This window comes from Thermotoga sp. (genome assembly GCF_021162145.1).
Lineage (GTDB): Bacteria > Thermotogota > Thermotogae > Thermotogales > Thermotogaceae > Thermotoga.
Genome location: NZ_JAGGZH010000026.1, coordinates 26,149 through 50,606, shown reverse-complemented (window position 1 = coordinate 50,606; position 24,458 = coordinate 26,149). Strand labels below are relative to the sequence as shown.

Annotated in this window: 40 protein-coding genes; 2 read left to right on the top strand and 38 right to left on the bottom strand. The window is 46.9% G+C overall.

The features are described from left to right. The first annotated feature begins 158 nt into the window (after positions 1–158). Positions 159–1,448: an HD-GYP domain-containing protein gene (locus J7K79_RS02485; protein ID WP_296904783.1), complete on the top strand. Its 1,290-nt coding sequence runs from the start codon at positions 159–161 to the stop codon at positions 1,446–1,448. Further along, positions 1,438–1,944 carry a DUF5317 domain-containing protein gene (locus tag J7K79_RS02480; RefSeq protein WP_296904781.1) on the top strand — a complete coding sequence of 169 codons (507 nt, stop codon included), beginning with the start codon at positions 1,438–1,440 and terminating at the stop codon, positions 1,942–1,944. The genes J7K79_RS02485 and J7K79_RS02480 overlap by 11 nt, the downstream gene beginning before the upstream one ends. On the opposite strand, the gene J7K79_RS02475 is transcribed toward J7K79_RS02480, so the two are convergent. Genes J7K79_RS02475 through rpsL form a run of 38 tightly spaced genes read right to left on the bottom strand, consistent with a single transcriptional unit; the run spans position 1,880 to position 24,438 of the window. Continuing rightward, positions 1,880–2,746, bottom strand: coding sequence for a DegV family protein (locus tag J7K79_RS02475; RefSeq protein WP_296904779.1), 867 nt, complete (start codon positions 2,744–2,746; stop codon positions 1,880–1,882). The genes J7K79_RS02480 and J7K79_RS02475 overlap by 65 nt on opposite strands. Before the next feature lie 3 nt (positions 2,747–2,749). Continuing rightward, positions 2,750–3,694, bottom strand: a complete 945-nt coding sequence (locus J7K79_RS02470) for an ROK family protein (protein ID WP_296904777.1) — start codon at positions 3,692–3,694, stop codon at positions 2,750–2,752. A gap of 21 nt (positions 3,695–3,715) precedes the next feature. Next, positions 3,716–4,999 (bottom strand): transcription termination factor Rho, encoded by a 1,284-nt coding sequence (gene rho, locus J7K79_RS02465; RefSeq protein WP_296904775.1) that lies wholly within the window; start codon positions 4,997–4,999, stop codon positions 3,716–3,718. Between the two features lie 60 nt (positions 5,000–5,059). After that, complete coding sequence (gene rplQ, locus J7K79_RS02460) at positions 5,060–5,455, bottom strand: 50S ribosomal protein L17 (protein WP_296904773.1); 396 nt, start codon at positions 5,453–5,455, stop codon at positions 5,060–5,062. A 3-nt stretch (positions 5,456–5,458) separates the two neighbouring features. Further along, the gene (locus J7K79_RS02455) at positions 5,459–6,472 is read right to left on the bottom strand and encodes a DNA-directed RNA polymerase subunit alpha (protein WP_296904771.1); all 1,014 of its coding nucleotides are present in this window, start codon (positions 6,470–6,472) and stop codon (positions 5,459–5,461) included. 5 nt (positions 6,473–6,477) lie between these two features. Beyond that, on the bottom strand, positions 6,478–7,107 hold the full coding sequence (rpsD, locus tag J7K79_RS02450) for a 30S ribosomal protein S4 (RefSeq protein WP_296904769.1): 630 nt from the start codon (positions 7,105–7,107) through the stop codon (positions 6,478–6,480). A 12-nt stretch (positions 7,108–7,119) separates the two neighbouring features. Further along, positions 7,120–7,515 carry a 30S ribosomal protein S11 gene (gene rpsK, locus J7K79_RS02445; protein ID WP_296904768.1) on the bottom strand — a complete coding sequence of 132 codons (396 nt, stop codon included), beginning with the start codon at positions 7,513–7,515 and terminating at the stop codon, positions 7,120–7,122. Positions 7,516–7,528: 13 nt separating this feature from the next. Continuing rightward, positions 7,529–7,906 (bottom strand): 30S ribosomal protein S13, encoded by a 378-nt coding sequence (rpsM, locus tag J7K79_RS02440; protein ID WP_296904766.1) that lies wholly within the window; start codon positions 7,904–7,906, stop codon positions 7,529–7,531. A gap of 15 nt (positions 7,907–7,921) precedes the next feature. Beyond that, positions 7,922–8,038: a 50S ribosomal protein L36 gene (rpmJ, locus tag J7K79_RS02435; protein WP_038067439.1), complete on the bottom strand. Its 117-nt coding sequence runs from the start codon at positions 8,036–8,038 to the stop codon at positions 7,922–7,924. A gap of 15 nt (positions 8,039–8,053) precedes the next feature. Continuing rightward, positions 8,054–8,278, bottom strand: coding sequence for a translation initiation factor IF-1 (gene infA, locus J7K79_RS02430; RefSeq protein WP_296904760.1), 225 nt, complete (start codon positions 8,276–8,278; stop codon positions 8,054–8,056). Between the two features lies 1 nt (position 8,279). Beyond that, complete coding sequence (gene map, locus J7K79_RS02425) at positions 8,280–9,032, bottom strand: type I methionyl aminopeptidase (RefSeq protein WP_296904758.1); 753 nt, start codon at positions 9,030–9,032, stop codon at positions 8,280–8,282. Continuing rightward, on the bottom strand, positions 9,029–9,691 hold the full coding sequence (locus J7K79_RS02420; RefSeq protein ID WP_296904756.1) for an adenylate kinase: 663 nt from the start codon (positions 9,689–9,691) through the stop codon (positions 9,029–9,031). The genes map and J7K79_RS02420 overlap by 4 nt, the downstream gene beginning before the upstream one ends. Continuing rightward, on the bottom strand, positions 9,688–10,983 hold the full coding sequence (gene secY / locus J7K79_RS02415; RefSeq protein WP_296904754.1) for a preprotein translocase subunit SecY: 1,296 nt from the start codon (positions 10,981–10,983) through the stop codon (positions 9,688–9,690). The genes J7K79_RS02420 and secY overlap by 4 nt, the downstream gene beginning before the upstream one ends. Then, on the bottom strand, positions 10,984–11,427 hold the full coding sequence (gene rplO, locus J7K79_RS02410) for a 50S ribosomal protein L15 (RefSeq protein ID WP_296904752.1): 444 nt from the start codon (positions 11,425–11,427) through the stop codon (positions 10,984–10,986). It abuts the gene before it with no gap. After that, on the bottom strand, positions 11,424–11,627 hold the full coding sequence (gene rpmD, locus J7K79_RS02405) for a 50S ribosomal protein L30 (protein WP_296904750.1): 204 nt from the start codon (positions 11,625–11,627) through the stop codon (positions 11,424–11,426). The genes rplO and rpmD overlap by 4 nt, the downstream gene beginning before the upstream one ends. Beyond that, positions 11,620–12,138 (bottom strand): 30S ribosomal protein S5, encoded by a 519-nt coding sequence (gene rpsE / locus J7K79_RS02400; protein WP_296904832.1) that lies wholly within the window; start codon positions 12,136–12,138, stop codon positions 11,620–11,622. The genes rpmD and rpsE overlap by 8 nt, the downstream gene beginning before the upstream one ends. A 32-nt stretch (positions 12,139–12,170) precedes the next feature. Beyond that, positions 12,171–12,539: a 50S ribosomal protein L18 gene (gene rplR, locus J7K79_RS02395; protein WP_296904748.1), complete on the bottom strand. Its 369-nt coding sequence runs from the start codon at positions 12,537–12,539 to the stop codon at positions 12,171–12,173. Between the two features lie 14 nt (positions 12,540–12,553). Beyond that, the gene (gene rplF / locus J7K79_RS02390) at positions 12,554–13,108 is read right to left on the bottom strand and encodes a 50S ribosomal protein L6 (protein ID WP_296904745.1); all 555 of its coding nucleotides are present in this window, start codon (positions 13,106–13,108) and stop codon (positions 12,554–12,556) included. Positions 13,109–13,121: 13 nt separating this feature from the next. Beyond that, positions 13,122–13,526: a 30S ribosomal protein S8 gene (gene rpsH, locus J7K79_RS02385; protein WP_015919499.1), complete on the bottom strand. Its 405-nt coding sequence runs from the start codon at positions 13,524–13,526 to the stop codon at positions 13,122–13,124. Between the two features lie 15 nt (positions 13,527–13,541). Further along, a complete protein-coding gene (locus J7K79_RS02380; protein ID WP_008195018.1) occupies positions 13,542–13,727 on the bottom strand; it encodes a type Z 30S ribosomal protein S14 in 186 nt (61 codons plus the stop codon). A gap of 15 nt (positions 13,728–13,742) precedes the next feature. Further along, the gene (gene rplE, locus J7K79_RS02375; protein WP_296904737.1) at positions 13,743–14,297 is read right to left on the bottom strand and encodes a 50S ribosomal protein L5; all 555 of its coding nucleotides are present in this window, start codon (positions 14,295–14,297) and stop codon (positions 13,743–13,745) included. 13 nt (positions 14,298–14,310) lie between these two features. After that, positions 14,311–14,628, bottom strand: a complete 318-nt coding sequence (gene rplX, locus J7K79_RS02370; RefSeq protein ID WP_296904735.1) for a 50S ribosomal protein L24 — start codon at positions 14,626–14,628, stop codon at positions 14,311–14,313. Positions 14,629–14,640: 12 nt separating this feature from the next. Further along, a complete protein-coding gene (gene rplN, locus J7K79_RS02365) occupies positions 14,641–15,009 on the bottom strand; it encodes a 50S ribosomal protein L14 (RefSeq protein WP_296904733.1) in 369 nt (122 codons plus the stop codon). After that, positions 15,006–15,344 (bottom strand): 30S ribosomal protein S17, encoded by a 339-nt coding sequence (gene rpsQ / locus J7K79_RS02360; RefSeq protein WP_296904731.1) that lies wholly within the window; start codon positions 15,342–15,344, stop codon positions 15,006–15,008. Before rpsQ ends, rplN begins: the two co-directional genes overlap by 4 nt. Before the next feature lie 4 nt (positions 15,345–15,348). After that, positions 15,349–15,549 (bottom strand): 50S ribosomal protein L29, encoded by a 201-nt coding sequence (gene rpmC / locus J7K79_RS02355; protein WP_296904729.1) that lies wholly within the window; start codon positions 15,547–15,549, stop codon positions 15,349–15,351. Then, positions 15,546–15,974, bottom strand: coding sequence for a 50S ribosomal protein L16 (gene rplP / locus J7K79_RS02350; protein WP_296904727.1), 429 nt, complete (start codon positions 15,972–15,974; stop codon positions 15,546–15,548). The genes rpmC and rplP overlap by 4 nt, the downstream gene beginning before the upstream one ends. Before the next feature lie 14 nt (positions 15,975–15,988). Beyond that, positions 15,989–16,618 carry a 30S ribosomal protein S3 gene (gene rpsC, locus J7K79_RS02345; RefSeq protein WP_296904725.1) on the bottom strand — a complete coding sequence of 210 codons (630 nt, stop codon included), beginning with the start codon at positions 16,616–16,618 and terminating at the stop codon, positions 15,989–15,991. A gap of 9 nt (positions 16,619–16,627) precedes the next feature. Next, positions 16,628–17,107: a 50S ribosomal protein L22 gene (gene rplV, locus J7K79_RS02340; protein WP_296904723.1), complete on the bottom strand. Its 480-nt coding sequence runs from the start codon at positions 17,105–17,107 to the stop codon at positions 16,628–16,630. Positions 17,108–17,119: 12 nt separating this feature from the next. Next, on the bottom strand, positions 17,120–17,407 hold the full coding sequence (gene rpsS, locus J7K79_RS02335) for a 30S ribosomal protein S19 (RefSeq protein ID WP_296904721.1): 288 nt from the start codon (positions 17,405–17,407) through the stop codon (positions 17,120–17,122). 13 nt (positions 17,408–17,420) lie between these two features. Next, positions 17,421–18,251 carry a 50S ribosomal protein L2 gene (gene rplB, locus J7K79_RS02330; RefSeq protein WP_296904719.1) on the bottom strand — a complete coding sequence of 277 codons (831 nt, stop codon included), beginning with the start codon at positions 18,249–18,251 and terminating at the stop codon, positions 17,421–17,423. Positions 18,252–18,264: 13 nt separating this feature from the next. Further along, a complete protein-coding gene (gene rplW / locus J7K79_RS02325; RefSeq protein ID WP_296904717.1) occupies positions 18,265–18,567 on the bottom strand; it encodes a 50S ribosomal protein L23 in 303 nt (100 codons plus the stop codon). Next, positions 18,539–19,246, bottom strand: coding sequence for a 50S ribosomal protein L4 (rplD, locus tag J7K79_RS02320; RefSeq protein WP_296904716.1), 708 nt, complete (start codon positions 19,244–19,246; stop codon positions 18,539–18,541). The genes rplW and rplD overlap by 29 nt, the downstream gene beginning before the upstream one ends. A gap of 20 nt (positions 19,247–19,266) precedes the next feature. Continuing rightward, positions 19,267–19,890, bottom strand: coding sequence for a 50S ribosomal protein L3 (rplC, locus tag J7K79_RS02315; protein ID WP_296904714.1), 624 nt, complete (start codon positions 19,888–19,890; stop codon positions 19,267–19,269). Between the two features lie 18 nt (positions 19,891–19,908). Continuing rightward, positions 19,909–20,217, bottom strand: a complete 309-nt coding sequence (rpsJ, locus tag J7K79_RS02310; protein ID WP_004081837.1) for a 30S ribosomal protein S10 — start codon at positions 20,215–20,217, stop codon at positions 19,909–19,911. A gap of 50 nt (positions 20,218–20,267) precedes the next feature. Continuing rightward, on the bottom strand, positions 20,268–21,470 hold the full coding sequence (tuf, locus tag J7K79_RS02305) for an elongation factor Tu (protein WP_296904703.1): 1,203 nt from the start codon (positions 21,468–21,470) through the stop codon (positions 20,268–20,270). Between the two features lie 11 nt (positions 21,471–21,481). Further along, positions 21,482–23,569 carry an elongation factor G gene (gene fusA, locus J7K79_RS02300; protein ID WP_296904700.1) on the bottom strand — a complete coding sequence of 696 codons (2,088 nt, stop codon included), beginning with the start codon at positions 23,567–23,569 and terminating at the stop codon, positions 21,482–21,484. 6 nt (positions 23,570–23,575) lie between these two features. Then, positions 23,576–24,043 (bottom strand): 30S ribosomal protein S7, encoded by a 468-nt coding sequence (gene rpsG / locus J7K79_RS02295; protein WP_296904698.1) that lies wholly within the window; start codon positions 24,041–24,043, stop codon positions 23,576–23,578. Positions 24,044–24,054: 11 nt separating this feature from the next. Continuing rightward, entirely contained in the window at positions 24,055–24,438 is a 384-nt protein-coding gene (gene rpsL / locus J7K79_RS02290) for a 30S ribosomal protein S12 (RefSeq protein WP_296904829.1), read from the bottom strand. Between the last annotated feature and the right edge of the window lie 20 nt (positions 24,439–24,458).

Here is a 24,458-nt window from a genome sequence, read left to right as displayed (position 1 = left end):
GAAGCCATGAGAAAACTCGTGAAAATAATCCTCGTTCTTGGGAGTTTGCTTGGAACGCTGATGGCAGTTGTTGGGGCTAATAAAGTTTGGTAAGAATAAATTAGCTTTCGGTAAAGCCCAACTTCCCCCTGCCCCAGGTTTTTGAGAGGAGTGAAGAGGTGAAAAGGAAAGACAAAACAGAAAGGAATTTTCTTCTTTATTCCTTGACGATACTCGGGGTGTATCTAGGATTGCTATCCACAAATATCCACTACTTCAAGGTCCACCAATTGAGATTGGTTTTCATCTTTTTCCTGACAAATTTGTTCTTCGATAGTGTCAATATAAAAACTCTTGAATTCACAAAAGGAAAAGTAGAGACATCAGCTGTCTTCATTGTTAATATTTTCGCGGCAGTTCTTCTAAATCCTTTTGAAGCTTCCCTTGTGGCTGCTACATCTGGTATTTTTCTCAAATTGATAAAAGTTTTTCTGGGAGAGAAATATCCCATCAGTCGATACATATTCAATTTTTCCCAGCTGGCTATAACCACCTACATCACAAGCTTGTTGTTCCACGGACTATCTGGCCAAAGTAGTCTTCAAAATACCTTTGCTGTATTGTTGAGCACCTTCGTTTACTTTTTTATCAACAATGTCTTTGTTTTCCTTGCCGTTTATATCCTCTCTAGAGACGACATCCGAGAAACCGCTTTTAAAGTTCTTTCCGGCCCCGTCACAAGCATGGCCCTCATGATTCCTGTCATTGCCGTCATCTACATCCTCTATCAGTACATCGGTTTCATCGCCATCCCTGTCTCTCTTGCTGCCGTCCTTTCTATTCAAATTGGAAACTACTACAGGTACAGATACTACGAGGCAAAGCTGGAACACCTGAAACTTCTTGCGAAAAGCTTAGAAGAGAAGGATGAGTACACCCGCGGGCACAGTGAAAGAGTGGCAGAACTTGCAAAGAAGATGGCAAGAAAACTTGGATTCTCACCCAAGAAGGTGGATCGAATCTACAACGCGGCATTTCTGCATGACATAGGAAAGATCGGAATACCCGATCACATCTTGAAAAAGCCCACTATCCTTTCAAAAGAGGAGATGAGCATAGTGAAGAACCATCCAGTCATGGGTGAAGACATCTTAAGGGAAGTGGATATATTCAACAACAGAGAAAGCAAGTGGGTGAGACACCATCATGAAAGGTGGGATGGTACAGGATACCCTGATGGGTTAAAGGGAAGAGAGATACCTCTACCCTCCAGGATCATAGCAGTTGCCGATGTGTACGAAGCTCTCACAAGTGACAGACCTTATAGAAAGGCTCTCACGGAGGAGCAGGCGAGGGAAATCATGATAAAACAAATGAGTGGTACAGTGCTCGATCCAGACCTTGTCAAGCTTCTCTTTGAAATACTCGATGAAGAGGAGAAAGGAGAGGAAAAAAAAGATGATGATTGACGTGTTTGTGATTGCCCTGACCCTTTCACTGATCACTGGGAACATCAAAAACATTCTGAAGTACGAGTACAGAGGGCTTTATCTTTTCGCTGTTCCATTCGTCCTTCAACTTCTTCCGTGGAAAGCGATCACCGTTCCCGTTTCTTTTTTCATGCTATTTCTGTTTTTCGTGTGGAACAGAAAGCTTCCCGGTTTTAAAATCATGGCCGTAGGGGCTGTCTTAAACGGGTTCACTATGAGTGTGAACGGCGGAAAGATGCCGGTTTGGGAACCAACACTCAGACTCCTCAACCTCGGCCTGGATTTCAAGCACAGCACGTTCACCAAATTCTCCTGGAAAACTATGTTGGCAGATTACATTCCCGTCTATTTTCCGTGGGAGAGAAAGTTCGTTATAAGCGTGGGGGACATTCTGGTGTTCATTGGCGTTTTTATCTTCTTCGTTCTAAAACCTCGATTCCAAAGCCAACCGTCCCGGGTCCCACATGAGTCGTGATGATCTTTCCCATAGGTGAGATTATCTCATCGACAATCTCATAGCTCTTCCTGAGTGTGTTCAGAAGTTCTACAACACCCACCTCACAGTCCGAATGAACTCCTATCACTCTGAGTCTGGAACCCTCCGGTGTATCTTCACGCAGTTTATCTATGAGAGCCTCAATTGCCCTTTTGTCTCCCCTGACCTTCCTGTAGGGTATCAGCTCTCCATTCTCTATATGTACACACACCCTTATTTTGAGGAGATTTCCCACAAACCCCTGAAATTTTGTCACCCTTCCACCCTTGACAAGGTAGTTGAAATCCGAGACATAGAAAATCGCCTTGAAATCCTTGTTCTTCATCCTTTCGTCGAGCTCTTTCAAAACTTCCTCAACAGTTGCTCCTTTCTCCAACATCTCTCGTGCTACTCGTGCCGGTAAGGGGACAACTCCAGAAGCAAGCTGGGTGTCAACAACGCGTACGGGAATGTCCACCTCCTTTGAAGCAAGGACAGCAGAGTTGTAGGTCCCAGAAAGTTTGGAGGATATGGTGAAAACCAGAACCTCATCGTATCCTTTCTCTTTGTATTCTAAATATCTCTTTTTGAAGTCCTCCACACTCGGTTGAGAGGTCCTTGGAACACTGATCGCCTCTTTTATTCTTCTGTAGAAACTTTGTATCTCTTCTGGTGTTCTCTCATCGGGTTCAGTGGTACCATCTTCCCACACCACGTAAAGGGGAATGCTGTCCATGTCGTATTTCTCCATCCAGGAAAACGGAACATCTGCGGTACTGTCGACGAGAATTTTCACTTTCATGCTTTAGCCCCCTATTCTCTCTTTTATTATCGAGGCTGCACCAAGGATACCAGCGTCTTCGACAAGAGGACTCGCCACTATTTCATAAGTTCCCACAAAAGAAGGCATGATATAGTCTATCACCCTTTCCCTCAGGGGGTCGAACAGAACGCTTCCCGCTTTGGAGATACCACCGCCTATGATGACCACCTCGGGATTGAATATATGAATGTAACCGGCTACAGCCCGTGCCAGTGCGTCCACTACCCGGTCTCTTATCATGAGAGCGAACCGATCTCCTTCCCTTGCAGCGTCAAAGAGGTGCTTGGCATCTGCCTTCTCTGGAGAACCTGCCAGTTTGTAAACCAAAGAATCGTGGTACTTCTTATAACCCTCTCTGAGGAATCTCCTTATTGCCGTTGCAGAGGCTATCGCCTCAAGGCAACCCCTCGTGCCGCAGTTGCACATGGGACCGTTTGGTTCAACGACCACGTGCCCCAGTTCTGCTCCTATTCCATCTTTACCCGTGAGAAGCTGCCCTTGGGTTACAACACCCCCGCCAATTCCCGTTCCAAGTGTTAGAGCTACAATGTGGTTGTGACCTTTTCCTGCTCCAAACCATTTCTCGCCGAGAACGAAGGCGTTCGCGTCATTTTCGAGAAAAGCTTTCTTTTTTGTAAGTTTCGATATCTCCTGGGTCAGGGGAACATTGTGCCAGTCTGGAAAGTTCGGAGAGAACCTCACAATACCGTTCTCCCTGTCTATCGAACCGGGAGAGCCTATCCCAACATAGGGAGTTTCCTCACCGACAGATACCTCAAGGATTGCTTCTGATATCCTTCTGATCACGTCATCTTTTCCATTGTCAACGAGTGTGTCTCGGGTGATTTTTTTCAGTATCCTTCCGTCTTCACTCACCAGTCCCACCGAGAACGTTGTTCCACCGAGATCAACACCTATCAGTTTCAACTCCAGCACCCCCTGGTATGATCAGTACCTTGCTTTTTCCTTGTCTATCAGTTTCAAAAACTCCTCGTTTGAAGATGTTTCAGCAAGCTTGTTAAGAATCAAAGTCAGCCCCTCTTCCTCTGTCATGGCGGAGAGCATCCTTCGGAGGAGCCATATCTTTTTCAGTGCTTCTTCATCCAGAAGAAGTTCCTCCCGCCTGGTCCCAGAAAGGAGAAGGTTGATAGCGGGAAATATTCTCTTGTTCGCTAGCTGTCTGGAAAGGACGAGTTCCATATTACCCGTTCCCTTGAATTCTTCGAATATAACCTCGTCCATCTTCGATCCGGTTTCTACCAAAGCAGTGGCGATGATCGTGAGGCTACCACCTTCTCTTGTGTTCCTTGCTGCTCCGAAGAATCTCTTCGGCTTGTACAGAGCAGCAGGATCCACACCACCCGTCAGAAGTTTTCCACTCGGGGGAACAACTATGTTGTAGACCCTTGCAAGCCTTGTTAAGCTGTCAAGGAGAATAACCACGTCATAGTTGAACTCAACTAAGCGTTTTGCCATCTCGAGGGTGAGCTCTGCAACTTTCACCTGTTTGTCAGGTGGCATGTCGAAGGGAGCTGCTATGACAATGGCGTTCGTGGATTCTCTTATATCCGTCACTTCCTCGGGTCTTTCATCGACGAGAAGGATGATCCTTATGGTGTCTGGGTGATTCTCTGCTATGCCATTTGCTATCTCCTTCAAGATAGTGGTTTTCCCCGTCTTGGGTGGAGCAACGATCATTCCCCTCTGGCCCTTTCCAATGGGGGCGAAGAGATCTATCAGCCTCGTGGAGTATATCTTCGAATCGGTTTCAAGGATGAAGCGTTCCCTTGGATAGTCCGGTGTGAGATTGTCGAAATTCACCCTTTCGCTGGCCGTTTCGACCGGACGGTAATTTATGGCTTCGATTTTTATCATGGCGAAGTACTTTTCTCCCTCTTTCGGCTTTCTTATGACACCCGATATGATATCTCCTGTGTTCAGATTGAACTTTCTGATCTGAGAAGGGGAAATGTATATGTCATCGTTGCTCGGAAGTAAATTGTCTTCGATACGTCTGAGGAAACCAAAGCCCTCTGGGTGTATCTCCAGAACGCCTTCACCGAAGAAGTAACCAGAGGATTCCGTTTGTGCTTTCAAAATTGCAAATATGAGATCTCGCTTTCTCAAAGAGGTGTATCGAGGAATACCTAGGGATTTTGCTATTTCGTAGAGCTGTTTTATATTCATCGACTCCAGCTCCGATATGCTAATGGTCTTTTGTTCTTCTGACAACTTTCCACCTCCCTAGGGATTGGTGGAAGGAGGAAAAGGCGGGAAAGAAAAAAGGAGGCATCAGTCCTCCTGACTGGATGCCTCCACTAGCTGAACGAGAGACATTTCGGCGGCGTCTCCTCTCCTGAAACCTATTCGAAGTACTCTCACGTAACCGCCTCTCCTTCCAGCATAATTCTTCGCTATTTCGTCCACCAGTTTGTTTGTGAGCCTTCTGTCCCCAAGGACCGCGTTGATCTGTCTTCTCAGATGAACGCCTCTTGCTTTATCGCCGGTTGTGGCAGCTTCTATTGCCTTGCTAACGAGCTTATCCATGAATGTTTTCAATGCTTTCGCTTTGGCTGTGGTGGTCACGATGGATCCGTGTTCAATTATCTCTCTTGAGAGATTCCTCAAAAGGCTTTTTCTGTGACTTCCGTACCTTCCTAGCTTGTGTCTCTTCATCCTATGCCTCATCTCTCATTCCCCCTTCCTGAGCTCGAGTCCAAATTTTTCCTTCAACTTCTTTTTGACCTCGTCGAGAGATTTCTGTCCGAAATTTTTGATCTTCAAGAGCTCATCTTCTGTTCTGCTCATCAGATCACCTATCGTTTCTATTTTCGCTCTCTTGAGGCAGTTCAGAGATCTCACGGACAGTTCCAGTTCGTCTATCTTCTTGCTGTACACATCCAGGTGTTCCCCTCTTTCTTGTTCCTCTCCTTCAACAGCGGCTGCAATTTCTTCTTCGTCCTCTGCAGTGATGACGTACTCCTCGGATATCTTCAGCTCCGGGAGTCCCTCCATGACTATCCTGAAATGGTTTATCAAAATGTCAGCCGCCTTCTGCAACGCTTCTTCGGGTCTTATCGACTTTTTTGTCCATATCTCGAGGATGAGTTTGTCGTAGTCTGTTCTCTTTCCCACACGTACGTTCTCCGTTAAGAAATTCACTTTCATAACTGGACTGAAGACACCGTCGATCGGTATCCATCCCACTTCGGGCTTTTCTTCCCTTTCTAAAACCGGGACAAAGCCCTTTCCAACTTCAGCGTAGATTTCGAAGAAGAGATCGGCTTTTGAATTCAGAGTCGCTATATGAAGATCCGGGTTTGCTACCTCTATACCAGCAGGTGTCTTTATGTCACCAGCCACGAGCTCACCCGGTCCTTTCTTTTCCACTTCCATTTTAATTCTATCTTTGACAGTCACGTTCACACGGAACTGGACTTTCTTCAGGTTCAATATGATGTCAAGAATGTCTTCCTTGACTCCCTCGATGTAATCATACTCGTGGTACTTCTCTGGCTTTATGAATCTCACCCCAACGACCGCAAGCGAGGGTATAGAGGAAAGGAGGACCCTTCTCAAAGCATTACCAATGGTTATGGCGTATCCCTTTTCAAGTGGCGAGAGCGAGAATCTGGTGTAGTAGTAATCTTTCTCTTCTCGCTCTTCCTCCACTCTTAGCCTTTTCGGCATCACAAACTCTATCATTCTCATCACCTCGAGTAGAATTCGATGACGGTTTGCAAGTCGACCGGGAGGTCTGTAACTTCTTCAAGACTCGGATACCTCAAGAAGGTTCCCCTGTAGTTGTCAAAGTCAACCTCTATCCAAGGAACCGTGTTCCTTTCCTTGTTGAGCTCTATGGCCTTTTTGATCACCTCAAGATCTCTGCTCTTCTCCCTGACCTCCACCACATCGTTCGGTCTCAGAAGGTAGCCTGGTATGTCAACCTTTTTCCCATTCACAAGAAAGTGACCATGGTTGACGAGCTGTCTTGCCTGTCTTCGACTGATAGCAAAACCCATTCTGTATACCACGTTATCAAGCCTGGCTTCGAGAAGCTGAATCAGGTTTTCTCGAGTATCGCCTGCTTTCCTCATGGCCTTTTCAACGTACCTTTCGAACTGTCTTTCGAGGATACCGTATATTCTTTTGACCGTTTGCTTAGCCCTGAGCTGTATCCCGTACTGAGTGAGCTTTCTTCTTCTTTGTCCATGCTGGCCTGGAGCGTACGGCCTTCTATCAAATGGACATTTGTCGGTATAGCATTTTTCACCTTTGAGGTAAAGCTTCATGCCCTCTCTTCTGCAAAGCCTGCAGACGGGTCCCGTATACCTTGCCATTCTCTTCCCTCCTCACACTCTTCTCCTCTTTTTGGGTCTGCAACCGTTGAAAGGAATGGGTGTAACGTCCTTTATTTGGTTGATCTCGAGACCGGCTCCTTGAAGTGTTCTGATAGCAGGTTCTCTTCCCGGACCAGGTCCTTTGACCAGAACGTCCACCTTCTTTATGCCCATCCTGAGGGCTTCTCTGGCTACTTTGTCAGCAGCCAACTGCGCGGCATACGGGGTTCCTTTCCTGGTTCCTTCGAAACCGACAGTGCCTCCGCTAGCCCACGTCAGAGTGTTTCCATCCTTGTCCGTGAGGGTGATGATGGTGTTGTTGAAGGTGGATTTTATATGGACAATTCCGTAGTCGAAACTGAGCTTCTTCTGTTTTTTTCTAGCCGACGTTCCTCTCTTTCTGGCCATTTATTTCCCTCCTTCATGAAGTCCTCTTTTTGGTCTTTATCCTGCTGGGCCTTGGACCTTTTCTGGTCCTCGCATTGGATCGAGTTTTCTGACCTCTTACTGGAAGGCCGAGTTTGTGTCTTATACCCCTGTAACATCCTATCTCTATGAGTCTTCTGATGTTGCTTTCCACTTCACTCCTCAATTCACCTTCGACTTTGAAATGATCCTGGATGTACTTGGTTATCTTACTTATTTCTTCATCGGTGAGTTCGCCTACTCTCTTGTCTGGATCCACGCCCGTGTTTTTCAGTATTTCAAGGGATCTACTTCTACCGATCCCGTAGATATAGGTCAGTGCAACCCAGACCTTTTTGTTGTTGGGTAGCTCGACACCTACGATACGAGCCATTCATTTCCCTCCTTCTCAACCTTGCTTTTGATTGTGTTTGGGGTTAACCTTGCAGACGACGTAAACTCTCTTTTTCCTTCTGATTATTTTGCAGTGCTCGCATCTCTTCTTGACAGAAGCTCTCACTTTCATGCTCCTTCACTCCTTTCATTCCGGTTTCTTCCTATAAACGATTCTGCCACGGGTAAGATCGTACACAGAAAGTTCAACGATAACACGATCACCCGGCACCAATCTTATGAAATGCTTCCTCATCCTGCCAGACACGTGAGCCAGGACCTTATGACCATTGTCTAATTCTACTCTAAACATGGCATTTGGTAAAGCCTCTATTATCGTACCTTCCATTCGAATGACATCATCCTTTCCCATTTCATCCCTCCTTGGTCAATATCTCCACTCCACTCTCTGCAATCAATACAGTGTGTTCAAAATGAGCACATCTTGAACCGTCCACGGTCACAGCGGTCCATCCATCGTCCTTCACAATAACCCTCCAGTCTCCCTCACTCACCATAGGTTCTATGGCCAGTGTCATTCCCTTACGAAGAACGATCCCCGTCCCCGGTGTGCCGTAGTTCGGAATCTGAGGATCTTCGTGGAGCTCTCTTCCCACACCGTGTCCCACATAGTCCCTGATAACATTGAAACCAGCTGACTCAACGAATTCTTGTATACAGTAGGACACGTCTCCAAGCCTGATTCCTGGTTTTATGATTCTTATGGCTCTTTCAAGGGCTTCTCTTGTTATCCTCACCAACTCTTCTCCTTTCTTGTCGGTTTCACCAGCTATGTAGGTGACCGCCGCATCTCCGTAAAGTCCTTGATACACCGCCCCTACGTCGATCGATACGATGTCCCCTTCCCTGAAGACCTTCTCTTTCAACGGCAAACCATGAACAACTTCTTCGTTGACCGAAACACAAGTTGCGTATTTGTATCCGTTGTAACCTTTGAAAGCCGGTTTTACTCCATACTTTTTGAAGACCTCCAGAACGATTCTCTCAACATCCCAAGCACTCTTTCCAGGAAGAACAGCTTTCCTTGCCTTACGCAAAGCAACAGCTACCGCTTCTCCAGCACGTCTCATTTTTTTGATCTCTGAAGGTGTCTTTATCCTTATCATTCACCACTCCACCCCATTATTCTAAGAACTTCAGAGACAACGTTGTCAATCCCTATGGTACCATCGATCTTCCTCAACAACCCTGTCTTTTCGTAATAATCTATCACGGGCTGTGTCTTCTCGAGATAAACCTTGTACCTGTGTCTCACCGTTTCCTCCTTGTCGTCGTCTCTCTGTACGAGTTTCACCTTGCAGTCGTCGCACATTTCATCTTCTTTTGGGGGAAGGGAGATCATGTTGTAGATCTTACCACATTTCGGACAAATCCTCCTTGCGGTGAGTCTTTGGACAACCACGTCCTCTGGAACGTCAAAAAGAACGGCGGCTGTGAGCTGCTTGTTTTGAGAACTCAGGAAATCATCGAGAAATTCTGCCTGAGCCACAGTCCTCGGATATCCATCCAGGATGAAACCCTTCTCACAGTCTTTCTCTGAAAGTCTTCTCTTTACAACCTCGTTCACCAGTTTGTCGGGAACCAGTTCTCCTTTCTCCATTATCTCCTTTATTCTCTTTCCAAGTTCGTCATTTTCTTTCTTCACAATCTCTCTGAAGATGTCACCGGTGGATATATGCGGGATACCCGCTTTTTCCTGAATCCGCTTCGCGTATGTACCCTTTCCAGCACCCGGTGGTCCGAGAAACACCAGGTATGCCATCATCTTCTCCCCCTTATTCTACCTTTTTTGAGGAAACCTTCGTAGTGCCTCATCACCATGTGTGTTTCCATCTGCTGAATTATATCTAGAGCGACACCGACGGCGATCAGAGCAGACGTTCCTCCGATCCAAACGTTCACCTTTATGGCTCCCTGGACCAGGTACGGAAGAAGCGCTATGACGACAAGAAAGACCGCTCCAATGAACGTGACCCTGTTCAGCACTCTGTGGAGATATTGCTCGGTTGACCTTCCTGGCCTCAAACCGGGAATATATCCACCGTATTTCTGGATGTTACCGGATATTTCTCTGGGATCGAATATCACAACGCTGTAGAAGTAGGTGAAGAAGAAAACGAGTAGACCATAGATAAGCAGATAGAGGAAACCTCCTGCTCTGAAGAGAGTCTTGAGTGTTTCGTTGTTCGTCATGGAAGCTATTGCCGATGGTATCGAAACGATAGCGCTCGCGAAGATGATCGGAATCACACCACCCTGGTTCACCTTTATAGGTAGGTAAGTGCTCGCTCCTCCATAGACTCTTCTCCCAGTAACCCTTCTTGCGTACTGGATGGTGATCCGTCTTTCTGCTTGCTGAACAAGGATGATACCAAAGACGGTAATGAGAGCAATAGCGATCAGGAAGATCCACTCCAGTATGTTAAGACCACCGAGGTAGGCCCTTCTGACGTAGCTAGGGTACCTCGCCACTATTCCCGCGAAGATTAAAACGGAAATACCGTTACCTATACCTCTTTCAGTGATTCTTTCACCGAGCCAGAGCAGAAACATCGTTCCCGCCAGCATGGATATGGTAGAAAGGATAATGAACTGGAGTGCGTTCACTTCGGGAGCCACCATGTCGGGGTTCGACCGAGCAAGAGAAAAAGATATGAAAAACGCCTGGAAGCCTCCTATCAGGAGTGTAAGACGTCTTGTATAGGTTGCAAACTTCTTTCTTCCCTCTTCACCTTCCCTGAGTGTCTCCTTCAATGAAGGCATGACGGAGGCAAGAAGTTGAAGTATGATCGATGCAGTAATGTAGGGTGTGACACTCATGGTGAAGACAGAGAATCGACTCAAGGCACCTCCAGTGAACACATCGTAGAAACTTAGAATACCGGCAACACCAGCTGTTTCTGCTATCCTCTTGAAGATTTCCCCCCACGCTTCCAGATTCAAACCAGGAACGGGGATGTAGATCCCCATCCTAAAAACGATCAAAGCGAGGAAGGTAAAGATTATCCTGCTCCGCAGCTCCGGTATTTTGAAAGCGTTTCTGAGGGCTTGCCACATTTATATCACCTCAGCCTTACCACCAGCGCTTTCTATCTTCTCCAACGCGCTCTTGCTGAAAGCGTGTGCTTTGACGGTCAGAGGTTTGGTGAGTTCTCCATCTCCGAGTATTTTTATACCGTCCTTCATATCCTTTACGATCTTTCTCTCGAGGAGTTTTTCAGGTGTGACCTCCTCATTTGCCTCGAACTTTTCCTCGAGTACTTTGACGTTCACAACGGCGTAGACCTTCTTGTTTATGTTCTTGAAGCCTCTCTTAGGAAGCCTCCTCTGAAGGGGAGTCTGTCCTCCTTCGAACCAGGGGTGAACCTTTCCAGTTCCTCTTGCCTTCTGACCTTTGTGCCCTCTTCCGCTCGTTTTTCCATGGCCGGAGCCTGGACCTCTTCCTACTCTCTTTCTTTTTTTCATGGCTCCGGGAGTAGGTCTTAAGTCCTCAAGCCTCATGCGTCGCTACCCCCTTCCTCGACCTCTTCCACCTCTACGAGGTGCTTGACCTTTCTGATCATTCCTCTGATTTGAGGGCAGTCATCTTTGATGACCACCTGATTCATCCTCCTGAGTCCAAGTCTTTTCACCGTGTCTTTTTGATCCCACGAGTAACCAATGGGGCTTTTTACGAGTTTTATTTTCAGTTTTTTAGGCATTGTTCTCCCTCCTCACACCTTTGTACACTTCTTCAACTGTGATGTCTCTGAGCTTTGCTACTTTTCTTGGATCAAGAAGTTCTTTCAGTCCGTCTATCGTAGCCATCGCGAGGTTCAGAGGATTGGTGGACCCGAGTGCTTTCGTGAGGATGTTCTGAATTCCAGCGAGTTCCACGACTGCTCGTACCGTTCCACCCGCTATGATACCCGTACCTGGTGCAGCAGGTTTTAGAAGCACCTTAGAAGCGTCCTGTCTTCCGATCACCTCGTGGGGGATCGTACCGTTGATTACGGGAACTTCTATCACATTCTTTTTGGCCTCGGAGATAGCCTTCCTAATGGCCTCTGGAACTTCTCTTGCTTTGCCTATTCCCAGACCGACTTTACCGTTTTTGTTTCCAACAACAGCGACGACCCTGAAGCTGAGATTTTTCCCACCTTTTGTAACCTTAGACGTTCTTCTGATCTCTATTATCTTCTCTTCAAACTCCTCATATTGAATTTCTTTCATGACCTCCTGTGTTTCCACAGTATCACCCTCCCTCAGAATTCGAGTCCAGCTTCCCTGGCTCCATCTGCCAGAGCTTTGACCCTACCGTGATATTTGTATCCTCCTCGGTCGAACACGACCTTCTTTATTCCCTTTTCAAGGGCTCTTTTCCCAATGAGAAGACCTACTTTCCTTGCAGCTTCTACGTTCCATGTTTTTTGAAGATTCTCTCTCAGCTCGGGATCGAGTGTGGATGCGAAAACAAGAGTATGTCCTGTTGTGTCATCTATGATCTGGGCATATATGTGCTTGTTACTTCTGAACACACAAAGCCTGGGTCTTTCGGGAGTACCAAAGACCTTCTTTCTGACCCTTTTGTGCCTTCTGATTCTTCGCTCGTTTCTGGACTCCTTCTTTATCATACAACAACCCCCTTTTATGCTTTCTTACCTTCCTTCTGTCTCACCACTTCACCGACGTACCTGATACCCTTACCGGTGTAAACGTTCGGTGGCCTGAATGCCCTTATCTCAGCCGCCACCTGTCCTACTCTCTGTTTGTCGATGCCGGAGACGATGATCCTGTTTGGGGCCGGGACTTCTATTTTCACGTCACTTGGTATCTCGTAGACAACGGGGTGTGCGTAACCAAGGTTCATCACGAGGGTGTTTCCCTGAAGCTGCGCCCTGTAGCCTATCCCTACTATTTCAAGCTCTTTTTTGTAACCTTCTGTAACACCGATTACCATGTTCCTGACGAGAGACCAATAAGTTCCCTGGAACATCTTTACTTTTCTCCAGTCAGACTTTCTCCTGACCTGATCCTCGTTTGGTCTTACCCAGATTTTCCCATCTTCAACCTCTATCTTCACGTAAGGGAGAAATTCCTGAGTCAGCTCCCCCTTGGGACCTTTCACTTTAACAGTACTGTCCTTCACTTCAACGGTGACACCCTGAGGAATATCTATGGGCTTTTTTGCGAGTCGAGACATTCAAGACACCTCCTCACCAGACGTAGGCGATTACTTCTCCACCAACTCCAAGCTGACGCGCTTCTTTGTCCGTGAGAACACCCTTTGAAGTGGTGAGTATAGCTATTCCAAGGCCATTTTTTACTTTGGGTATGTGGTCTTTGTCAACGTAGACTCTTCTTCCCGCGTGTGAAACTCTGACAATTCCATGGATAACCCTTTCCCTGTTCTTTCTACCACCTTTGTATTTGAGATAGACTCTCAGTATGCCCTGTTTCCCATCCTCAATGTATTTGTAGTCGGCTATGAAACCTTCCCTTTTCAAGATTTCACATATCTTTCTTTTGAGATTGGAAGCGGGAATGTCGGTATATTCTTTGAAAACCATGTTTGCATTTCTGATCCTCGTTAGCATATCGGCAATTGGATCACTCCACACAGTACCATCCCTCCCTTACCAACTTGCCTTCCGGACGCCGGGGAGCTTTCCCTCCAGGGCAAGCTTTCTAAAGCAAACCCTGCAAAGACCGAATTCTCGATAAACTGCCCTTGGACGTCCACAGATATGACACCTGGTATACTCACGAACCTTGTATTTTTTGGGTTTCTTCCATCTTTCTATCATCGCTTTCTTGGCCATTTATCTCACCTCCATTTATCCTCTTTTGAAAGGCATTCCAAAGAGTTCAAGAAGTCTCTTGGCTTCCTGATCCGTTTTTGCGGTCGTGACGATCGTGATGTCCATTCCCTGGATTCTTCTCACTTCATCGGGGCTCAGCTCCGGAAATACCAGTTGTTCGGAGAGGCCGAAAGAGTAGTTCCCTCTTCCGTCAAAAGAGTTCGGATCCAGTCCTCTGAAGTCCCTCACCTTCGGAAGCACGATGTTTATGAGCTTATAGAGGAAGTTGTACATCAGCGCCTTCCTGAGGGTGACCTTGAGACCGATTGGCATTCCCTTCCTTATTTTGAAGTTGGATATGCTCTTCCTTGCCCTGGTGACAACAGGTTTTTGTCCGGTGATCTTTGCGAGTTCGTTCGCGTGTTTTTCAATGAGATCGTAGTTTCTGGCGCCTTCTCCGATTCCCATGTTCACAACGATCTTGACCAGTTTGGGTACCTGATGGATGTTCTTGTAGTTGAATTCCTTCATCAAAGCGGGAACAATCTCCTTTTCATACTTTTCCTTCAGAGGAACGTATTCAAATCTCATACCGATTCCTCCCTCAATCTTTGTCAATGATCTCACCACACTTTTTACAATATCTCACCTTTTTTCCATCCTCAGTAAACTTGTACCCCACTCTCGTTCTTCTATCGCAAGCGGGACAGACAACCATGACCTTACAGGCATAAATCGGTGCTTCCCTCTCTATAATTCCACCTTCCCGAAGTTGAGGGATGGGCCTTTGATGCTTCTTCACCATGTTCACACCTTCGACTATCACCTTGTTCTCCTTCGGCAGAACTCTGAGAACTTTTCCTCTCTTTCCCTTATCTTTCCCAGAGATCACTTCGACCAAATCTCCCTTTTTTATCCTCATCTTCATATCACCTCACCAAACTTCTGGTGCGAGAGACACGATTTTCATGAAGCCTTTTTCACGAAGTTCCCTAGCGACGGGTCCAAATATTCTCGTTCCCCTTGGGGCGTTGAATTTGTCGATGAGAACGGCCGCGTTATCGTCGAATCTGATGTAAGTACCATCGCTTCTTCTGATCTCTTTTTTCGTTCTCACAATGACTGCTCTTACCACATCACCTTTTTTCACGTCGGAATTGGGAATAGCGTCCCTGACAGAACACACTACAATGTCCCCAATCGTTCCGTACTTTTTGTGGAAACCACCGAGAACTCTTATAACCCTGAGCTTTTTGGCGCCAGAATTGTCAGCCACGTTGAGATAGGTCTCCTGTTGGATCATGACTCAGCCCCTCCTTTTTCCTCGACCACTTCCCTTTCGATTTCTTCAAGCTCGTCCTGGACCTCCTCTTCTTCCTTCAAAACTTTCTCAGGTTCAAATCGCTTTATGATCCTCACAACTCTCCATCTTTTGGTCTTGCTGAGAGGTCTGGTCTCTTCTATTTCAACGACATCCCCTACTTTGCATTCGTTCTTCTCATCATGGGCGTGGTACTTCTTGGTTCTCTTGATGTATTTTTTATAAAGAGGATGCTGCACATACCTTTCCACTGCCACAACGACTGTTTTATCCATTTTATCGCTCACGACCGTTCCTATCATTCGTTTCCTGGGCATGGTTTCACCTCCTTATACCTAGCTCCCTCTCCCTGAGAATGGTCTTTATCCGCGCGATGTCTCTTTTTGTCAGTTTTATGAGTGAGGTGTTCTTCAACTGCCCCATAGCCAGCTGGAACCTCAACTCCATCAGTTGCTTCTTCTTCTCTTCAAGGAGATTTCTCAGTTCTTCATCCGTGTAATTTCTGAGCTCAGAAGCCTTCATACCGCTTCACCCCCAATGTGATGACGGGGTACTATCTTCGTGGCAATCGGCAATTTGCTGGCAGCATATCTGAGAGCTTCGTGAGCCGTTTCTTCATTCACGCCGGCTATTTCGAAGAGGATCTTTCCAGGTTTCACAACGGCAACCCATCCTTCCACGTTTCCCTTTCCCTTACCCATCCTGGATTCAGCGGGTTTCTTCGTGTAAGGTTTGTCGGGGAATATCCTTATCCAAATCTTACCTGCTCTTTTCATAACCCTCATCATTGCTATTCTGCAGGCCTCTATCTGCTGGGCTGTTATCCAGGCCGGTTCAAGCGCCTTGAGACCCCATTCACCGAACTGAACGAGAGTTCCTCCTTTTGCTTTTCCCTTCAACCTTCCTCTCTGTTGCTTTCTATACTTAACCCTTCTGGGCATCAACATGGTGATTACCTCCCTTAGATATCAGCGTCTCCTTTGTAAATCCACACTTTGACACCAATGGTACCGTACTTTGTCCAAGCGACAGCCGTTCCGTAGTCTATGATCGCCTTTATCTTTTGAAGCGGAAGTCTTCCCCTGAGGTACCATTCTCTCCTCGCTATTTCCGCGCCACCGAGTCTTCCGGCGACCATCACCTTTATTCCCTGAGCGCCTTTTCTCATGGCGTTTGTGATGGCTCTTTTCATAGCTACTTTGTAAGATGCTCTTTTTTCTATACGAGAGGCTATAGATTCAGCAACAAGTTGTGCATCGAGTTCGGGCGTTTTTATTTCTTCAATGTTAATAATCATTCTTCTGTTGAACTTCTTTTCCAGCTCTTCTCTCAAACTCGTAATTTCCGTTCCTTTCCTTCCTATGATGATACCAGGCCTTGCCGTTTTCACCGTGATGTTGACCCTTTCAGCATCGGGCCTTTCTATGTAGACTTCGCTAATTCCAGCGTGGTAGTACTTGTTCTTTATTATCTTCCTTATCTCTTCATCTTCGAGGAGCCATTCCTTGTAGTTTTTCTCGTTGAACCATTTTGCCTGCCAATCGGCGCTCAGTCCGAGCCTGAATCCTCGGGGATGCACCTTCTGACCCACTTTATCACCTCACTCTTTGGATAATATCTTTTTTTCTAGTTCCTCCAGAGCTCTTCTATACTCTTCTTCCCTGGTGCGGTCTCTTACAACAACGGTGATATGAGACATTCTCCTTTTAATTATGTCTGCTCTTCCTCGTCCCCTGGGCCAGATTCTTTTCAGTCTTGGCCCATCGTTCACATAACACTCAGCAACGTAAAGATTATCGGCATCGAGGCCGAAATTGTTCTCAGCATTCGCAACAGCTGATTTCAGGACCTTTTCGATGATCCTGGCAGCCTTTTTGGGAGAGAACGCGAGTATCTGGAACGCTTCTTCAACGGACTTTCCTCTTATCGTGTTCGCCACTGCCCTCGCTTTTCTTGGAGAAATGCGGATATACTTTGCAACAGCCCTGGCTTCTATCCTCGGAAGAGAAGCTAGAAGTTCCTTTCTCTTTCTATGGAAAAGCGAACGCTTCAGCCCGTTCCTCGGTATCTGGAGCCTCATTGGTTCCCCTCCTCACTTCTTCAATTCGCCTTTTTTCGCCTTTTTGTCAGCGTGACCTCCGAATCTCCTGGTTGGGGCAAACTCCCCAAGTCTGTGTCCTACCATGTTTTCTGTGATGTAAACTGGTATGTGCTTCATACCGTTGTAAACGGCTATCGTGTGCCCAACCATCTCGGGTATGATCATGGAGGCCCTGCTCCAGGTCTTTATTACTTTCTTTTCTCCTGTTTCGTTGAGTTTTCTGATCTTCTCCAAGAGTTTTCTATCTACATAGGGGCCCTTCTTCTTAGAGCGACCCACTCAATTCACCTCCTTACACTTCGTTTCTCCTTCTGACGATGAATTTGTCAGATGGCTTCTTGCCGCGTCTCGTCTTGTAACCCTTGGTGGGCAAGCCCCAGGGACTGGTTGGATGATGTCCTTTGCCTCTGCCTTCACCACCGCCATGTGGATGGTCCACCGGGTTCATGGCAACTCCCCTGACATGTGGTCTCCTGCCCAGCCACCTCACCCTTCCCGCTTTTCCGTGTACTTCGTTTTTGTGATCCTCATTACCGACCATACCCACCGTTGCATAACATTTAACGTGGATCTTTCTCAGTTCCCCGGACGGCATCCTCAACAATGCGTAATCTCCTTCTTTTGCCATAATCTGGCAGTAAGTCCCGGCTGCTCTCGCAATCTGGCCTCCCTTGCCAGGAATGAACTCAACGTTGTGTACGAGCGTTCCAACGGGAATCTTCTCCAGTGGCAAGGCGTTTCCAGGTTTTATCTCTGCGTCAGGACCACTCATGAGCGTGTCACCAACTTTGATACCTTTCGGAGCAAGGATGTACCTCTTCTCTCCATCCGCGTAAAAAAGAAGCGCTATCCTGGCAGATCTGTTCGGGTCGTATTCGATAGCCATGACCTTTGCAGGAATCCCAGCTTTATCGTATCTCTTGAAATCTATGATCCTGTATCTTCTTTTGTGTCCTCCACCCCTGTGTCTGACGGTTACTCTGCCGTGATGGTTCCTACCGCCTGTCTTCTTCAAAGGAGCAAGCAAGGACTTTTCCGGCTCCGTTTTTGTGATATCGGAAAAATCAGAGATTACCATGAAACGCCTGCCCGGGGTAACTGGTTTAAATCTTCTGAGTCCCATGACTTCACCCCTCTCAATGTTCGCCTTCCAGCTCTTTGATGGTATAACCTTCTTTGAGAGTTACTATTGCCTTTTTCCAGCTGCGAGTCCTTCCTTCGAATATACCCCTTCTCTTTGGCTTGGGTTTAATGTTGATGACGTTCACCTTCTCCACCTTGACGTTGAATATTTTTTCCACTGCCTCCTTTATTTGGTTTTTGTTCGCAAGCGGATTCACTTCGAAGACGTATTTCCTTTGCTCCCGGAGTCCCAAAGCTTTTTCTGTGATTATGGGTCTGACCAGCACATCATTCAGTGAGAGCTTTTCTTGCTTCATTTCCGAGCACCTCCTCTATCTTGGAGACCATATCTTTGGTGAGAATCAGGTAATCGTACTTGAGCATGTCAAAAACGTTGAGACCATCTATTCTTACCGCTTTTTCACCATTTTTGCTGTTGTTTGGATTATCCGCTATTATCACTTTTACGTTTGGAAGATTTCTTCCAGAGAGTTTCACGTTAATGTAGCCTTCTTCTTTCCACGGAAGAGCGATCAAAGCTTTTTTATCGGCGAGATCAAGATTCTGAAGAACTTCTTTCAAGGACCTCGTTTTCGGCCTTTCGAACTTCAGATCTTCGAGTACCAGGAGTCTGCTCTCCCTGAACTTGATAGACAGGGCGGATCGCAGTGCGAGTCTCTTCATCTTTTTGTTGAGTTTCTTGCTCCAATCTCTTGGCTTTGGACCGTGGGCTACGCCTCCATGTCTCCAGATAGGAGATCTTATGGATCCGTGTCTTGCTCTTCCTGTGTGTTTCTGTGGCCAAGGTTTTCGACCACCGCCGGAGACCTCACCTCTTGTTTTTGTAGAGGCAGTACCAGCCCTCCTGTTGGAGAGCTGCATGTCCACATATCTCCACATCACGTCATAGTTCGGTTCGATGTTGAAGACAAAATCACTGATCTCCAGAGTACCGACTTTCTCTCCCTTCACGTTAAAAAGGTCTACCTGAGCCATCTTCTATTCCTCCTCCACTGTTACTTTTTCGGGGCTTTGGCGCTTCTGATCAGAACAAGTCCGCCCCTCGCTCCAGGGACTCCACCTTTAATCGCTATTAGATCATTTTCTGGATCGACGTCTATGACCTGTAAATTTCTGATGGTTATCCTCTCGTTTCCATATCTTCCTGGCATTTTTTTGCCTTTCCATATCTTTGCAGGTTCAGTATGTTGACCGACGGATCCAAGTTCTCTGTGGAATTTGGAACCATGGCTCCTTGGACCACCACTGAATCCCCATCTTTTCATTGCTCCTGCGAATCCTCTTCCCTTGGACCAACCGGTAACGTCCACGTATTCCCCTTTCTCGAATATATCGACCTTTATAACCTGTCCGGGTTCGTATTCGTCGGGGTTGTCTACTCTGAACTCCTTGAGTATCTTCATCGGTTCAACACCGAACTTTTTGAAGTGACCGGCAAGAGGCTTGTTCACCTTTTTTGCTTTTTCAAATCCAAGTTGAACAGCGTTGTATCCATCTTTTTCAGCTGTTTTCCTCTGAACAACAACACAAGGGCCTGCTTTTATGACAGTAACCGGGACCGCTTCGTTACCAACAAAGACTCTCGTCATGCCGATTTTTCTTCCTATTATCATCTTCATCAAAGACACCTCCAGGGATTACAGTTTGATCTCAACGTCGACACCTGCTGGGAGATTTATCCTCATCAAAGCGTCGATGGTTTTTGGAGATGGATCTATGATGTCTATCAGCCTTTTATGAACTCTCTTCTCGAAATGCTCTCTGGAGTCTTTATGTTTCATAGGAGATCTCAACACACAGTAAAGTGTCCGTTCAGTGGGCAAAGGAATTGGACCGGACACCTTAGAGTTTGTTGATTTTGCAACCTCTACTATTTTCTTTGCAGATTCATCAAGCAACTCATGGTCGTAGGCTTTGAGTTTTATCCTTATCTTCTGTCCAGGCATATTCTAAGCACCCTCCCTCTTCTCTTAGGAAGGAGGGGGAAAATTCCCCCTCACTCAATAACCTCTGTGACGGCACCAGCTCCAACCGTTCTTCCGCCTTCTCTTATAGCGAATCTCTGTCCTTTCTCGATGGCCACAGGGTAGATGAGTTCTATTTCCATTTCAACGTGGTCTCCAGGCATCACCATTTCGACTCCTTCTGGAAGTCCCACAATTGCTCCTGTAACATCAGCGGTTCTTATGTAGAACTGAGGTTTGTAACCCTTCGTGAACGGTGTGTGCCTTCCGCCTTCCTCCTTTTTCAAAACGTAGACTTCCGCTTTGAATCTTTTGTGAGGTTTGATGCTTCCGGGTGCCGCAAGAACCTGCCCTCTCTCAACTTCATCTTTGTCGATACCTCTGAGCAGACATCCCACGTTGTCTCCGGCGATACCCTCATCGAGTTCTTTTCTGAACATTTCAACGCTTGTTACAACCGTTTTCCTTATCTCGTAACTGAGTCCTATGATCTCAACTTCGTCACCAGGTTTGATTCTTCCTCTTTCAATCCTTCCGGTGACAACGGTTCCTCTTCCTGTGATGGAGAAGACATCCTCAATGGGCATGAGGAACGGTTTGTCAACCTCCCTCTGAGGATCGGGAATGTAGTTGTCCATAGCATCGAGCAGCTCCTGAATAGGTTTGTAGGCTTCGTGGTTTGGATCATCCGGGGCTTCAAGGGCTTTCAACGCGGATCCTTTTATAACAGGTACCTCGTCGCCGGGATATTCGTACTGGCTCAAAAGGTCCCTCACTTCCATCTCAACAAGTTCGATGAGTTCAGGGTCATCGACCATGTCCGTTTTGTTGATGAAAACGATCATGTAAGGAACCTCAACTTGCCTTGCGAGGAGCACATGTTCCCTCGTCTGTGGCATGGGTCCATCGGTTGCGGCAACGACAAGAATGGCTCCATCCATCTGGGCAGCACCAGTGATCATGTTCTTGATGTAGTCGGCGTGGCCAGGACAGTCGATGTGTGCGTAGTGCCTTTTCTCCGTTTCGTATTCAACATGTGTGATGTTGATGGTGATACCTCTTGCCTTCTCCTCAGGAGCCTTGTCGATCTGATCGTAAGGTACGTACTGTGCAAGACCTTTGAGAGAGAGGTACCTCGTTATGGCTGCTGTCAGTGTGGATTTTCCGTGGTCGATATGTCCAATGGTTCCAACGTTAACATGGGGTTTTGTTCTTACAAACTTTTCCTTCGCCATATTCTCCCTCCTTAAACAACTTTAATGATCTTCTCGGCGATTTTCTCCGGGACCTCTTGATAGTGAGAGAACTGCATGATGTAACTCGCTCTTCCCTGGCTCAAAGATCTCAGTGTTGTGGCATATCCAAACGTTTCAGAGAGAGGAACTTTTGCCACTATAACCTTCAAGTGGCCTCTCGTTTCGAGAGATTCCACCTTCGCCCTTCTGGAATTGAGGTCAGCGATGATGTTCCCCATGTACTCTTCCGGGGTGGTGATCTCCAGTTTCATGATCGGTTCAAGAAGGATGGGTTGTGCCTTTCTCATTGCCTCTTTAAACGCCATAGAGGCAGCTATTTTGAAGGCCATCTCAGACGAGTCAACTTCGTGGTATGATCCGTCGAGCACGATCGCTCTTATTCTCACAACAGGATACCCTGCAAGAAGGCCTGACAACATCGCTTCTTTGATCCCCGCTTCGATGGCAGGCATGAACTCCTTTGGAATTACACCACCAACAGTTTTATCGATGAATTCAAAGTTTTTATCCTCTTCCTCCGGTATAGGTTCAATTCTAAGGATAACATGACCGTATTGTCCTCTACCACCGGTTTGTCTGATGTACTTCCCTTCTGCCTCGGCAGTTTTTTTGATGGTCTCTCTGTAGGCCACCTGGGGTTGCCCGACTCTGACGTTGACGCCGAATTCTCTCTTCAATCTGTCGACGATTATTTCGAGATGCAATTCTCCCATACCGGAGATTATCGTCTCTCCGGTTTCTTTGTCCACTTTCACCTGCAGAGTAGGGTCTTCTTCAGACAGTGCCAGAAGCGCTTTTACCAGCTTGCCTTCGTCGTTTTTCGTCACCGGTTCGATGGCAAGAGATATGACTGGCTCTGGGAAATCAATCTTCTCCAGAACGATTGGTTCTTTCTCGTCACAGAGAGTGTCTCCCGTCTGAGAAACTTTCAGCCCAACTCCTGCTGCTATATCACCCGGCCTGACGTAATCGACCTCTTCTCTCTTGTCAGCATGCATGAAGACAATCCTGGAAATTCTTTCCTTCTGATCTTTTGTGGAATTGTACACGTAACTTCCTTTTTCTAGCCTTCCAGAGTATACTCTGAAGTACACCAGTTTCCCTATGTATGGGTCTACCTGGACCTTGAAGACAAGGGCTGTGAATGGCTCGCTTTCATCCGGTTTTCTGTAAATGACCTCGCCATTAGAGACTCTCCAACCTTTTACTGGTGGAAGATCTAGAGGAGACGGAAGATAATCCACAACGGCGTCCAGCAGGGGTTGTATTCCTTTGTTCATCTTTGCTGCACCGCATAGAACGGGAACTGCTTTGTTCTCTATAGTGGCTTTTCTCAATACCTTCTTGATTTCCTCTTCTGTGATCTCTTCTCCCTCAAGATATTTCTCGAGTATTGTCTCATCCAGCTCCGCCAATTTCTCCAGCATCTCCTCTCTTCTCAATTCTGCCTCTTCTTTCAGCTCCTCTGGAATCTCCCTCTCTTCGTACACAGCACCATCCTCACTGATCCAATAGATCGCCTTCATTTTTATGAGGTCTATTATTCCTTGGAAATCTTTTTCACTTCCAATGGGCATTTGAATGGGTACAGGGTTGGCCCTGAGCTTTGTAACAAGCGTCTCGACCGCCATGTGGAAATCTGCTCCAACTTTATCCATCTTATTCATGAAGGCTATCCTGGGGACGTTGTACTTGTCTGCCTGCCTCCAAACGGTTTCTGACTGTGGTTCAACACCTGCCGTCACATCGAAGACGGCTATTGCACCGTCGAGTACGCGAAGTGCTCGCTCGACTTCAGCTGTGAAGTCAACGTGTCCGGGTGTATCAATTATGTTGATTCGATATCCCTTCCAGAAACACGTCGTGGCGGCAGATTGTATCGTAATGCCCCTTTCTTTTTCCTGAGGCATCCAGTCTGTGGTCGTATTCCCTTCGTCAACGTCCCCTATGAAGTGTTTTCTTCCGGTGTAGTACAAAATCCTCTCCGTCGTAGTTGTTTTCCCGGCGTCGATGTGTGCCATTATACCGATGTTCCTAAGCTTGTCCAGGTCAACGTATCTCGCTTCCACATTCTTCATAACCCATCACCACCTGTAGTGCGCAAAAGCTCTGTTCGCCTCTGCCATTCTGTGGGTGTCTTCCTTCTTCTTGATGGCCGCACCCGTATTGTTGTAGGCTGCCATGATCTCCTCGGCCAGCTTCTCTTTCATGGGCCGTCCTTTTTTGGCTCTTGCAGCCTCCACGATCCACCTTATAGCAAGGGAAGTTCTTCGCGGTTCTTGAACTTCAATGGGAACCTGATAGGTTGCACCTCCAACCCTTCTTGGTCTCACTTCGAGAACGGGTTTTACATTCTCAACAGCCTGCTTGAAGACCTCGAGAGGATCTTTTTTCATCTTCTCTTTGATGATGTCGAAAGCACCGTAGACGATCTTCTGAGCGATCGTCTTCTTTCCGTCCCACATTACTTTGTTTATCAGCTTTGCCACCAGAACATCCCCGTAGACAGGATCGGGTGGTATTTGTCTTCTTTCAGCTCTCCTTCTACGCACCCACAGTCACCTCACTTCTTTTGATCCTTGGGTCTCTTGGTACCGTATTTACTTCTGGACTGCCTTCTTCCTTCGACTCCAGCTGCGTCCAGAGCGCCCCTTATAATCTTGTACCTGACGCCTGGAAGGTCTTTTACCCTTCCACCCCTGACAAGAACAACTGAGTGTTCCTGAAGGTTATGACCTATACCCGGTATGTACGCTGTGACTTCTATACCATTGGAAAGCCTGACCCTTGCGATTTTTCTGAGAGCAGAGTTCGGCTTCTTCGGTGTCATGGTGGAGACCTTTATACAGACACCTCGCTTCTGGGGATTTCCCTGAAGAGCGGGAGCCTTCGATTTCTTCTTTTTAGGTTTTCTTCCATGCCTGATCAATTGATTGATAGTCGGCATCTTCATCCTCCCTTCCTTCT